Annotated in this window: 10 protein-coding genes; 5 read left to right on the plus strand and 5 right to left on the minus strand. The window is 42.2% G+C overall.

Annotated elements, in window-relative coordinates; genetic code table 11:
* Positions 1-91: 91 nt before the first annotated feature.
* From ACP26M_RS09145 to ACP26M_RS09155, 3 genes are all read right to left on the minus strand, one after another.
* Entirely contained in the window at positions 92-796 is a 705-nt protein-coding gene (locus tag ACP26M_RS09145; protein ID WP_110582151.1) for an NUDIX hydrolase, read from the minus strand.
* Between the two features lie 547 nt (positions 797-1343).
* Positions 1344-3104 carry an ABC transporter ATP-binding protein gene (locus tag ACP26M_RS09150; protein ID WP_426588143.1) on the minus strand — a complete coding sequence of 587 codons (1761 nt, stop codon included), beginning with the start codon at positions 3102-3104 and terminating at the stop codon, positions 1344-1346.
* A 33-nt stretch (positions 3105-3137) separates the two neighbouring features.
* Complete coding sequence (locus ACP26M_RS09155; protein ID WP_426588145.1) at positions 3138-4892, minus strand: ABC transporter ATP-binding protein; 1755 nt, start codon at positions 4890-4892, stop codon at positions 3138-3140.
* A 247-nt stretch (positions 4893-5139) separates the two neighbouring features.
* On the opposite strand from ACP26M_RS09155, the gene ACP26M_RS09160 reads away from it, so the two are divergent.
* The 5 genes from ACP26M_RS09160 to ACP26M_RS09180 all read left to right on the plus strand — a co-directional run bounded on the left by ACP26M_RS09160 (position 5140) and on the right by ACP26M_RS09180 (position 10465).
* Positions 5140-5772: a MarR family winged helix-turn-helix transcriptional regulator gene (locus tag ACP26M_RS09160; RefSeq protein ID WP_426588147.1), complete on the plus strand. Its 633-nt coding sequence runs from the start codon at positions 5140-5142 to the stop codon at positions 5770-5772.
* Between the two features lie 28 nt (positions 5773-5800).
* Entirely contained in the window at positions 5801-6400 is a 600-nt protein-coding gene (locus ACP26M_RS09165; RefSeq protein ID WP_426588149.1) for a GNAT family N-acetyltransferase, read from the plus strand.
* 105 nt (positions 6401-6505) lie between these two features.
* A complete protein-coding gene (locus tag ACP26M_RS09170; protein WP_426588151.1) occupies positions 6506-7195 on the plus strand; it encodes an ABC transporter ATP-binding protein in 690 nt (229 codons plus the stop codon).
* Between the two features lie 4 nt (positions 7196-7199).
* A complete protein-coding gene (locus ACP26M_RS09175) occupies positions 7200-9758 on the plus strand; it encodes an ABC transporter permease (RefSeq protein ID WP_426588153.1) in 2559 nt (852 codons plus the stop codon).
* A 20-nt stretch (positions 9759-9778) separates the two neighbouring features.
* Positions 9779-10465: an arylesterase gene (locus tag ACP26M_RS09180; protein ID WP_426588155.1), complete on the plus strand. Its 687-nt coding sequence runs from the start codon at positions 9779-9781 to the stop codon at positions 10463-10465.
* A 58-nt stretch (positions 10466-10523) separates the two neighbouring features.
* Here the strand turns inward: ACP26M_RS09180 and ACP26M_RS09185 are convergent, their stop codons facing one another.
* Positions 10524-11537, minus strand: a complete 1014-nt coding sequence (locus ACP26M_RS09185) for a LacI family DNA-binding transcriptional regulator (RefSeq protein WP_426588157.1) — start codon at positions 11535-11537, stop codon at positions 10524-10526.
* Positions 11538-11728: 191 nt separating this feature from the next.
* The gene (locus ACP26M_RS09190) at positions 11729-12514 is read right to left on the minus strand and encodes a hypothetical protein (RefSeq protein WP_426588159.1); all 786 of its coding nucleotides are present in this window, start codon (positions 12512-12514) and stop codon (positions 11729-11731) included.
* Positions 12515-12648 lie beyond the last annotated feature (134 nt).

A 12648-nucleotide genomic window follows, 5' to 3' on the forward strand; every position in this document is an offset into this window, starting at 1 on the left:
TTTAATAATAATATAACCATCTGCCGGCTGAGTTATCAAAGTTTGGTCTATAAAAAGCAAGGCCTCTTACCTTTTTAAATTAAGGCGATATTTAAAAAAACTTATCAGGGTTGGGCACCAGGTTCAGGAACTTTTCAAAATTTTCCTCGTAATGTGACTGATCAAGCTTGTAGTAAAATGCACCTTTTTTTGATGAGAGCTTATCTTTTTCAGGAAGCTTTACAAGCAAACCTGTTGAAAGCAGCTTACGGCTAAAGTTTCTGTCATCAAACTTGGTTTGATAAACTCCTTCATAAAGGGCCTGTAATTGCGGAATGGTGAACTTTTCCGGAAGCAATTGAAATAAAATCGGGTGAAGCGCAGCTTTATAACGCAGTTGTCTTTTAGCCAGGCGCACCATTTCATTATGATCAAAGATCAGATCGGGCATCTCATCCAGCAAAAACCATTCGGGGTGATATTCTTCACTTAACTGTGCCTCATATTGATGAATATCAATAAGTGCAAAATAAGCAACGGAAAGGGTCCTTTCTACCGGGTCACGTTCCGGTTTACCGAATACCTGAAACTGCTCCATGTACACATTCTTAAGCCCAGTGCGCAATTCAAGCACACGGTTTGCAGCATCTTCGGGTGATTCGGTTGGTTTTATAAAACCGCCTATCAGGCTCCACTTGTGTTTTTCGGGCTCAAGGCCACGCTGAACGAGTAATAACTTAATATTTGCACCGTCGAATCCGAATATGATACAATCTGTTGCAACTAAAATGCGCGTTTCGCCGCTGTACTTATGCATAACTTAGGTTAAGTTTATATGCAATTGTAAAAATAATTTAGCAATTATTTAGTGTTGATGGGACAACTATTTTATAAGTTCGTAATTTATCAACCTAATTAAAATGATTTATCACACCCGGATAAAAAAATGGGGTAAGTTTCTGGTATATGGAGTATCTTTTATAATAATTTCCAACGCTATTATCAGAATTTATTTAACCCAAAGCAAACAAACAATTGATCTATTTAGCCTGATATCGTTCATGCTTGCATTCGGCACTGTGGTAGTTTACTATTTATTGATATTGCCTTTAAATCATATAACCAACAGCATTAGTAATCTTTTAGATGCCCTGCTTTTATATATTTCCTCCGAAATTGCATTTTTATTTACCGGGGATTACTGCTGTCTATTCGGTATCAGATATATATTTCACTGGTATACCGAACAAGTCGATGCCGATATTCTTCAATTCCGAATCAATTTTGAAATTGCCCTCTCAACCTCATTCATGTTATCATCTGTTATTTATTTTATAATAGCCCAAGCATTTAACAATAAAAGATCAACTAACTCTTTTACCTTGAAGCAACAGATCCATAGCGTCGTCAAATGATCCTGCCCTGATCACCTCACCCGAGTTTACAAAAAAGATCTCATCGGCATTTTCTATCGTATTTAAACGGTGCGCTATGATTACCCTCGTGGTAGTTTTTGGCAGGTTATCCAAAATATCGCTCAGCAATTTTTCGGTAATGGTATCAATATTGGCCGTGGCCTCGTCTAATATCAGGATCTCCGGATTGCGCAGCACTGCACGCATAAACGCAATTAGCTGTTTTTGGCCTAAACTGATACTGTCCCCTCCTGATAAAACTTTGGTGTCCAACCCTTCTTCAAAAATCGCCAGCAGGCTGCCCAGGTTAGCATCCCTGATCACCTGTTCCATTTCTTCGTTAGTATGATCTTTAAAAAGCTCGTTGCCATAGAGGATATTATCCCTTACCGTACCGGTAAACAGGAACGGCTCCTGTAAAATAAAACCTATTTTTCGGCTGCGTTCCTCGGCCGTAAAACTCCTGATATCTTTCCCGCCAAGTAATACCAACCCTTTAGTAGGGTCATACAAACGTGCTATTAATGAAGCCGTTGTTGTTTTGCCGCCACCGGTGGGGCCAACTAAGGCATAGGTTTTACCTTGCTCAAGCTTAAAACAGATATTATGGAGAATCTCCCGGCTTTCATCGTAACTAAAATGCACATGCCTGAATTCCAGTAAAGCGGCATCGGGGTCGTTAATACCTGCTTCAAGTACGGGCAAATCGGTTTCGAGAGATAAAATCTGAGAGATCCTGTCCCAGCCGGCCATTGCCAGTTGAAAGTTTGTCCAAAGTGCAGCCAGCTGCCTTAAAGGGTTATAAAAGTTGGTTACATAGGTAAAATAAGCCACCAACATACCGATTGTAAAAGGACTATTTTGTATGAGGTAGATCCCGAAACATAATACTATTAATTGACCTATACTCGCAAATAAACCGTAAAGCGGTATAAACACGTTATTAGCGAGGCCCGATCCTATAGCTGTTTTATAGTTTTCATTATTGACCGTATTAAACCGTTTTCTGAAGTAATCACGACGGTTGAAAGCGATGATCACTTTAAAATTATTAATACTCTCCTGTATTTCCCCACTTAATGCCCCCGTACTTTTTAAGTTCGCGGCGTTTTTTCTTTTTATCCATGGAGACAACACCAAGGTTAAAAACAGGATAACCAACGCCGGACATAACGTGGCTGCTCCAAGTTCGATATTAATAGCCAGCAAAAAAATACCGGCGCCAATCATGATAGAGATATTGCCGATGAACTGCATCAGCGACTGCGAGAAAAACTGGTTAAGCTTATCGGTATCGTTGTTAACCCTTGAGATCAGGTCACCGGCCTTATTTTGATTAAAAAAAGCTACAGGCAATTGCTGTAATTTATTAAAGATGGAATTACGCAGGGTAAACAACATTCTTTGCCCTACCCCTCCCATCAATGTAGTTTGCTTGTAACTTGTAAATAATGCTACCAGGTACATACAAAACAAAATGGCTGCATTATGTAAAACACCATTAAAGTCTTTATGCTGTACATATTTGTCGATGGTATGCCCAATTATGAGTGGCCCAAGCAAGTTGAGTGATGAATTGGTAAGGATTGCAAAAAAAGCGATGATAAGCGTACGCTTTTCGTGGGTAATAAGCTGAAACAGTTTTTTTAACCCGGCCAGCGTAGAGGTTTTGGGTTGACTTTTACCTAATTGGTTAAGATCGTAGTTCATTGTAATGAATATTTTTTCAGGTACCACCGTAATTTAGTGATTAACCCCTTGTTCGTAGTTGCTGGTACTTTGCTGCGAGTTGAAGATCTGCACATAATCCGGACTGGTTTTCATTAACTCATCATGTACGCCGGTGGCCACAATTTCGCCCTGCATAAGCAGGATGATCTGATCGTAATGCTCAACAGAAGCAATTTTCTGAGTAACCGATATCAATGTTAAACCCGGATAGTTCTTTTGAACATTGGCGAGGATCTTTCGCTCTGTATTGTTATCAACCCTTGCGGTAAAATCATCAAGCAGTAAAACCTTCGGATTAACCGCAAGCGCCCTGGCCAGCATAATACGCTGTTTCTGACCACCCGAAAGGCTTGATCCCCGTTCGGAAACAATGGTGCTTAACTTATCAGGCAGGCTATCGATAAATGTGCCTAATTCAGCCGTTTCAATCGCTTTTTGAAGCGATTCGTCAGTCACCGTGTCGCTGAAAGCGATATTTTCACGAATGCTCATATTAAAGATAATGCTGTCCTGGAAAACAAAGCCAACCTGCCGGTGAAAGGTTTCACTGTCATATTCGGCAAGGGCTTTGCCGTCAAACAACACTTCACCTTCGGTAGCATTGATCAAGCCGGTGAGCAGGTACAATAATTGCGTTTTACCGGCAGATGTAGGCCCGATGATTGCGATTTTTGAACCCGCCTTAACTTTAAATGAGATGTTTTTCAGCGCCGATTTTTGGCCGTAGCTTATTGTGACGTTCCTCAGTTCCACATCGCCGTGCAAAGTATCCTTTAACGGGCCACCGTCGGTAACATCCGGCGCATTCAAAACCATGCTGATCCGGGTGAATGAAGCAGTAGCCTGGGCTATCAGGTTGCTCATGAAACCTAAAATGAATATCGGGAATATCAATAACGACAGGTAGCTGTTGAAAGCCGCGAAACTACCCAGGGTCATGCTGCCGCTGATCACGAAATGCCCGCCCATTACCAAAATGGTAAAAGCTGCCATATTAGCCGTAAACGTCACAATGGGAATGAGCCCGGCAAAAAAGCCGAGGATCTTTAAGCCGTAATCTTTTGCTTCGGTATTGGCCGCCAGGAATTTATTGTATTCCAACTGCTGCGAGTTGATCACCCTGATGAGTGCTGCGCCAAGTATGCTCTCGTTAATTACCTTATTAAGCTGATCGATAACGCCACGGCTTTTTATAAACAAGGCGCGCACGTTTTTCAAAACGTAAAAAAAAGTACCGCCAATGATGGGAATAATAGTGATCACAACCAGCGCAAGTTTCCAGTTAATGGTGAGCAGCATCACACTGCAGCCAATAATAATAAACAGCGATGATACAATAGAAACCAAAGCCTGCGATACAAATAGTTTGATCGAATCGATATCCGAAGTTAGGTTGGTTAACAGTTTTGATGGATTTGCCTGTTCGATAAAAGCGTGGGTTTGGCGGGATATTTTATCAGCCAGTTGCTGCCTGAGATCACGCGCTACCTTTTCAGATGCATATATCTGAACAATTGCCTGTAAGCCAGCAAACAAAAATACCACAATTGTTGCCGTCAGGAATTTGGCCATAACCTCGTTTATCACAAAATGATGATTGGAGTAGGCATCAATACCGTTAGCTATAATTTTAGGCAGCCAAAGGTTCATAGCGTTGCCCAGTAAAGCAAATAACAGTAACAGCGCCACAAGCCCTTTATATGGTTTCAGCAAACTAAATACGCCGGGAGGTTTACTGTTTGTTTTTTTTGTAGGATCAGGTTGCATAGTGATCTTGATTTATAATTCTCTTTTGCGGGTATCAAATCGCGCTTTTATTATAGTTGACGACTCAGCCTGCAAAACATTTTTATTTCAATCTAAAATTATCGAAATAAATCAGAACAGAACGGCAAGCCATTCTCGTTTTCCATATATTTCTATTTCGATATAGTTTGGCAAATATATTTCTATTTAGGAACAATTAAAACATTTTAAAAATAAATTTATAATTTTACACCCAAACCGTAATAAAATGAAACCAATAGTGCAATTAGTTGATGAATGGGCTGCTTTTGAAGAAGTAAGTGAACAACCTACTGTAGAAGCGTTTTGCAGATATTATCTGCAAAAGCAACGCCCGAAACCTAAACAAGCCGGCAAAAAAGGTGAGCGCATCATGAACGGCGCATACCTGCTTAAAACCCTCGGCCGCATCCTGAGCGCTTATTCGCTTTATTTCCGGTCGGCAGTTAACCACATCGGCATCCCTCCTGCCGAAAGTTTCTATTACCTGAACGGTTTACTTCACCTTGGTGAGGTAAGAAAAAGCGACCTGATCAACTATATGTTTGCTGAAACAACAACCGGCATGGAAGTCATTAACCGGCTCATCCGGGAAAACAAGATAGATGAACGGGCCTCGCCCGATGATAAACGGGCTAAGCTGATCAAAATAACCGAGAAGGGTATTTCGGCCCTTGACGAATATTATAAGATCTCTGGAAAAGTGGTTGAAATGACCTTCAAAGGTATTGACGATGATATCTTAACCGACTGTTACGAAATGCTCAAATATTGTGAGCAGCGGAACTCCGCTATTGCCATCGAACTAAAAAATAAACCTTTTGACCAGATGTATGAGCTTGCAATGGCCGATAAAGTTTAACTTCAATATCAGGTAATAACAATTAACGATGAGCACTGCATTTAACCCCGAAACAACCTATGTTTTAGAAGATGAGAGGGTATTATTACGCCCTTTACAGGAAACTGATCTTCACTACCTGCTCCCTTTCGCCATCAACGAACCCGATACCTGGAATTATTCGCTCGCAAGTGCCGCCGGTGAGGATGGCATGCGAGCTTATATCAAAGCAGCTGCTAATGGCCGCATTAAAGGTAGGGAATATCCTTTTATAATTTTTGATAAAGCAAGCGGCGGATACGCAGGCAGTACCCGTTTTTATGATATTCAGCCTGCCTATCAAACCTTACAGTTAGGCTATACCTGGTATGGCGAAAAGTTCAGGGGTACGGGACTTAATAAACATTGTAAATTTTTGCTGCTTCAATTGGCTTTTGACCAACTGGGAATAGAGCGTGTGGAATTCAGGGCCGATGCTCGAAACGAGCGAAGCATAGCTGCCATGAAAAGCATTGGTTGTACAGTTGAAGGCGTTTTGCGAAATCATACACCTCTCGCCGATGGCAGCCGCCGCGACTCGATAGTGCTGAGTATTTTAAAAGACGAATGGGAAAATAAACTAAGAGACAGCTTGAAAAGCCGCCTTTAAACTCAATGTCAGCTAAAAGTAAAGATGGCATAATACTTGGACATTCAATGGCCGGGCGTGGTAACAACCCCGGCTTTTTTGTATCTATACCATAAAAAAACATCTGTGGACAATATCCTCAATATCTCTGATTTAAGTAAAACATACCAAAGTGCCGGTCGTACGCTCACCGTGCTCGATCAAATAAATTTTTCGGTGGCGGCAGGTTCAACCAGTGCTATAGTCGGGCCATCAGGCAGCGGAAAAACCACCCTGCTTGGCCTTTGTGCCGGGCTCGACCGCTCAACTTCAGGCACTGTTGAGCTTAATGGTATTAACCTTAATAAGCTTACTGAAGATCAGCGTGCACAAGTGCGGAATCAGCATGTGGGATTTATATTTCAAAATTTTCAGTTATTGCCAACACTTACCGCGCTCGAAAATGTGATGGTGCCCCTTGAGCTCAGGGGCGAAAAAAATATCCGGGCAAGGGCTTTAGATCTTTTGGATAAAGTGGGCTTATCAGAGCGCGGACATCATTACCCGCTCCAGCTTTCGGGTGGTGAACAGCAACGTGTATCATTGGCTCGTGCTTTTTCAAATGCCCCCCGGATCCTCTTTGCCGACGAGCCTACGGGAAACCTCGATGCAGAAACCAGTGACAAGGTGATCAAACTCATTTTCGACCTAAATAAGGAAGCGGGTACTACACTTGTAGTGGTGACCCATGATCTTGAATTGGCAGCCAAAACCCAGCGCATTATCAGGATCAAAGGCGGCAAGCTGATTGCCGACGAAAAAACCATTAACGGATAAGCTAATGGACAATACCGCTGTTGATTTCAAAAGAAAAATAAATATCCCCTGGCTGTTTCGGATGGCATGGCGCGATAGCCGGCGCAACCGTTCGAGGCTGTTCCTTTTTATATCGGCTATTGTGTTTGGGATTGCTGCATTGGTGGCTATTTATTCGTTCAAATACAATGTACAAAATGATGTGAACGACCAGGCAGCTACGCTCATAGGTGCTGATCTGGCGATATCCGGAAATAAACCCGTAGATGATAAGTTAAAACACCTGCTCGATTCACTGGGTGATGAACGTTCGCAGGAACGGAGCTTTGCATCCATGCTTTATTTTCCGCGTACAAAAGCCACCCGGTTGGTACAGATCAGGGCATTGCAGGGAGGTTTCCCCTACTATGGTGCTTTAGAAACCACACCCGAAGCTGCTGGGGTCGATTTTAAACGGGGTAAAATGGCCCTGGTTGATAAAACCCTAATGCTTCAGTTTAATGCTAAAGTGGGTGATTCGGTAAAGGTGGGAAACCTCAATTTCCTGATTGCCGGCATCCTGAACAAGGCGCCGGGACAAAGCGGGGTCATGGCGGGTATTGCCCCCGTAGTGTATATCCCAATGCAATATCTTGAGCAAACCGGGCTTGTAAAAATTGGCAGCCGGGTTAATTACAGTTTTTATTACAAGTTCAATTCATCCGTAAATGTAGATAAGCTCAGCAAAAAGATCGACCCGATACTCGACAGAGCAGGAATGCGCTTTGAAACCATCGAAACCAAAAAAGACAATACCGGCCGCGCCTTTGGCGACCTGAGCCGCTTTTTATCGCTGGTTGGTTTTGTAGCCTTATTGCTGGGTTGTGTTGGGGTAGCCAGTGCTATTCATATTTATGTAAAAGAGAAAATCGCGTCAATAGCTATCATGCGCTGTTTGGGCGTTAAATCATCCGAAGCATTTTTAATTTACCTGATACAAATTGTTGGCATCGGCATCATTGGTTCTGTTACCGGGGCAATATTGGGTACCGCTGTTCAACATCTATTACCCATTGTATTTAAGGATTTTCTGCCTTTCACCATCTCCGTAAAAATATCATGGATGGCTATTGGCCAGGGCATTTTGCTGGGTGTGATCATCTCTATCCTGTTTGCTTTACTCCCTTTAATCTCGGTACGAAATATCTCGCCGCTTAACACGCTCCGAATTTCAGTTGATGATAGCGGGAACAGACGGGATCCTCTGCGTTGGCTGGTTTACCTGTTGATACTGATCTTTATAATAGCTTTTACTTATTTGCAGTTGGACAGCGTGATAGGTAGTATCCTGTTTACACTTGGAATTTTAATTGCATTCATGATACTTACGGCGACAGCTTGGTTATTGATGCGCGTTACTAAATCCATTATTAAAGGCTCCTGGAGTTATTTATGGCGACAAGGATTTGCCAATTTATACCGTCCAAATAATCAAACAATTATTCTAATCGTATCAATCGGTTTAAGCACCATGTTTATCTGCACACTTTATTTTGTGCAAACGTTATTGGTACAGCAGGTTAATCTTTCAACCAGCGGCAATCAATCAAACATGATCCTGTTTGATATCCAGAACAGTCAGGAAAAAGGCGTTGTGCAATTAACAAAGCAACAGGGGCTTCCGGTATTGCAACAAGTACCAATTGTAACCATGCGCATTGAACAAATTAATGGTAAAACCGCGGCTGATCTTACAAAAGACAGCACCATCAAAATACAGCATGGTGTATTTGCCTGGGAATACCGGGTAACCTTCAGGGACTCGTTAACATCTTCAGAAAAATTACTGAATGGCAAATGGATCGGTAAAGCTGATCCCTCTAAAGAAATCCCGGTATCCGTTGAAGAAAATCTATCAAAAAGGGGAAACCTTAAAATAGGTGATAAAATAGTATTTAATGTACAGGGGGTACAAATGCCGGCCTATGTGGCCAGTATCCGTAAGGTTAACTGGGGCAAGGTGCAAACCAATTTCCAGGTAGTTTTCCCAAAAGGTATATTGGAAGATGCGCCGCAATTTCATGTATTGATGACGCATGTGCCCTCAAACAAAATATCGGCAGCTTTTCAGCAGTTGGTAGTGCGCACCTATCCCAATGTTTCTATTATCGATTTGGGTTTAATTTTGAGCGTTGTTGATCAATTGTTGAGCAAAATAAGCTATGTTATCCGTTTCATGAGCGCGTTCAGTATTATAACAGGTATAGTGGTACTGATAGCATCGGTGCGCATCAGCAAGTACCAGCGGATCCAGGAAAGTGTTTTATTACGTACGCTTGGTGCAAGCCGTAAACAAATATTCACCATAACAGCGTTAGAGTACTGGTTTTTGGGCAGTCTATCGGCCTTAACCGGAATCCTGATAGCTTTTGCAGGCACTTATTTCCTGGCAAAATATAGTTTCGAGATACCGTACAGTGTGAACATATTACCGGCACTTGTACTATTTTTAACAGTAAGTTTGTTGACTGTTGTTATTGGCTTACTGAACAGCCGCGGAGTGTTAAACAAGCCGCCGCTTGAGATTTTGAGAACAAACGCCTGAGCGCATTGTATTTATTTTATATGAACAAAGTTACATTAAGCGGTATCTTGCTTGCAGCCCTCACAATGGCAGGTTGCGGCGACCGTGCTAAATCATCAAACAATGATCAGACGCAAGCTGCCACAGAAACCGCTAAAACTGACTCGGCTTCAAAAAAAATAGTTTTATTTTTTGGCGATAGCCTCACAGCCGGTTATGGTCTCGATGACCCTGCCGATGCATTTCCGGGTGTGATAAGTCGCCGGGTTGATTCGTTAAAATTACCGTATAAAGTAATAAATGCCGGATTAAGCGGCGAAACTACCGCAGGCGGCAATGGCCGGATAGACTGGCTGTTAAAGGAAAAAATAGACGTTTTTGTATTGGAGCTTGGGGCTAACGACGGCCTTCGCGGAATCCCGGTAAGCGAAACCGCCAAAAATCTTCAGTCTATAGTAGATAAGGTAAAAGCCAAATATCCTGATGCTAAACTTGTTTTGCTGGGTATGCAGGTACCGCCGAACATGGGCGCCGATTATACCGGTAAGTTCAAAAACATTTTCCCCGATCTGGCTAAAAAAAATAATATGGACCTGGTACCTTTTTTATTACAAGGCGTTGGCGGGGTACCCTCACTTAACCAGGGCGATGGCATCCACCCTACCGCTCAGGGTGCAAAGATTGTAGCCAACAACGTATGGGCAGTTTTGCAGGATGAATTGAAATGATCAATCGTTCAGGACCTGGTACACTATCAGCCTGAATTTTATCCTGCAAAATAGTTCATTAGTTTGATGAATCCCTGATAATTAGTTCGGTTGCTAATGTTATGTGTTGATTTTTTTCTTCGGGGACAGTTGCGTTAAGCCTTTCCATCAGCAACTTGATCACGTTGTCGGCTATTTCGTCGATTGGCTGAGCTATAGCGGTAACAGCCGGGGTATACAATTCAAAAAGTTCGTAATCGTCAAACGCGATCAAAGCAATATCACCCGGTACATTTTTACCAGCCTTACGGATAGCCTTCAAGCCGCATTTGCCCAAATGGTTATTGGCGAACAGAATGGCATCAACATCTTTATTTTTTTCCAGGAAGCTTGTCATTAACTTAAGCAGTTCCTGAACAATGGTGTGAAAATCAACTTCGGTTATATTGGGCTTTAATTTGCTTTGGTGCATGGCTTTTTCATAACCTTCAAGCCTTTCTATCATTTGAGTTTGGATAGAACTGTAAGTTATAAAAGCGATATTTTTATGTCCTTTATCAATAAGGTACTGTGTGGCGTTAAAGGTACTGAATAGGTTATCAACCACCACATAGTCGGTATCTACTTTAGGCAGGTAACGGTCAAAAAGTACCACCGGGAAACCATCTTTGATCAAATCGCTGATATCCTCTTCAATATTATCGGGCGGGGTAATAATGTAGCCGTCAACGTGCCTGTCGCGAAACATGGCTATCAGTTCGCGGGTTTTTTGAGTATCGTTATCTGTACTGCTGTAAATGATCTTATAACCGTTTTGGTAAGCAAGATCCTCTATGCGGCGGGCTATTGTAGCAAAAAAATGATTGGAAATATCCTGTACCAGCAAGCCAATGATATTTGATTTGCCGGTGCGTAAACTTTTGGCCAACGAATTAGGTTTATAACCGACTTCCTTTACATATTGCAGTACGCGCTTCACCAGCTCATCGCTAATACGTTTTTCCTGCGCACGACCATTAAGGATAAAAGATACCGTAGTTTTAGATATATTAAGGCTATTGGCAATGTCAACTATAGATAATTTCTTCTTCAAGGATTTAGCATTTTAAAACCAAATATATAATATAAATGGTAATGCTAAACAGGTTTAGTAGATAATAAATAGTTCATATTGGCTATTAATTAATAAATGCCGGATAACTCAAAAATGCACAACGATATATAAAACAAAAAAGATCGCCCATAACAGGCGATCTTTCAGTTAATATATAGGGAGTTAGAATATTAAAACCTGTGCATGCCCCGGCCGTAATTTCCATTTTGAGAAAAACGTTCACCACCATTGCCCCTGTCATAGCCGCCGCCGTTTGATGGTCGGCCACCCCAGTTGCCGCGATTGTCATGACCGCCATGGTTATCATTGTTGCCATTGTTAGGCTGTCCGTTACCCCTTCCGCCATGATTACCATGGTTGTCATTGCCCCAGTTACCGCGGTCATGATTACCGTTGCCCCAGTTGTGATTATCCCTGCCACTTCCCCAGTTACCACGGTTATCATATGGATTAGGCCTTCTGCCCCAGCTTCCACGGTCACCACCCCAGCCCGGGCGATAAGCATAGCCGCCTGCCGGCCTTCTGTCAAAACGGTGTCCCCAGTTACCACGGTCACCCATGTAACCGCCCCACCTTTGCCTGTAAAAATCGTGACGCAAGTATGGTCGTGGCGCTCTTACTTCGTATCGTACAGCAGTACGCCAGTTATAGTCACGGTAAGCGCCTGGCAGGTAAGCACAGCTTATCCAGCGGCTGCCGTCATTGTAATAGTAACATCCTGCTCCTACATTATAGTAAGCTTCTACTTCCGGTAAATAGTAATAATCATCGTCATCACTAACGTTTACGTTATCATCATAAACAGGCTCTTCTTCTATTACAGGCGGAGGAGGGGCAGGTACGTAAACACGATGAGCGGGGATATTTATACCAAATTGTATAGATACCTGTGCGTTGGCTTTACTGATAAATAAGCTTCCGGCTGCTATTGCTGATAATATGGCTAACTTCTTCATAATTGTAAATTTTATATAGTTAGGACGATATCTATCAGCAATGGTTTAATCAAACACGGCATTATATGTCATAACATCGGTTAATTAATACTATGTTTTACCTACAAGCCATTTAACCAAATTTCATTTCAAAA

It is taken from the genome of Mucilaginibacter sp. R-33, assembly GCF_049949235.1.
Lineage (GTDB): Bacteria > Bacteroidota > Bacteroidia > Sphingobacteriales > Sphingobacteriaceae > Mucilaginibacter.

What these genes read in the sequence shown, in the direction of transcription:
- ACP26M_RS09175 (WP_426588153.1), top strand. Translation starts at nt 7,200, where the DNA reads ATGGACAATACCGCTGTTGATTTCAAAAGAAAAATAAATATCCCCTGG.
- ACP26M_RS09160 (WP_426588147.1), top strand. Translation starts at nt 5,140, where the DNA reads ATGAAACCAATAGTGCAATTAGTTGATGAATGGGCTGCTTTTGAAGAA.
- ACP26M_RS09150 (WP_426588143.1), bottom strand. Translation starts at nt 3,104, where the DNA reads ATGAACTACGATCTTAACCAATTAGGTAAAAGTCAACCCAAAACCTCT.
- ACP26M_RS09145 (WP_110582151.1), bottom strand. Translation starts at nt 796, where the DNA reads ATGCATAAGTACAGCGGCGAAACGCGCATTTTAGTTGCAACAGATTGT.
- ACP26M_RS09180 (WP_426588155.1), top strand. Translation starts at nt 9,779, where the DNA reads ATGAACAAAGTTACATTAAGCGGTATCTTGCTTGCAGCCCTCACAATG.
- ACP26M_RS09165 (WP_426588149.1), top strand. Translation starts at nt 5,801, where the DNA reads ATGAGCACTGCATTTAACCCCGAAACAACCTATGTTTTAGAAGATGAG.
- ACP26M_RS09155 (WP_426588145.1), bottom strand. Translation starts at nt 4,892, where the DNA reads ATGCAACCTGATCCTACAAAAAAAACAAACAGTAAACCTCCCGGCGTA.
- ACP26M_RS09190 (WP_426588159.1), bottom strand. Translation starts at nt 12,514, where the DNA reads ATGAAGAAGTTAGCCATATTATCAGCAATAGCAGCCGGAAGCTTATTT.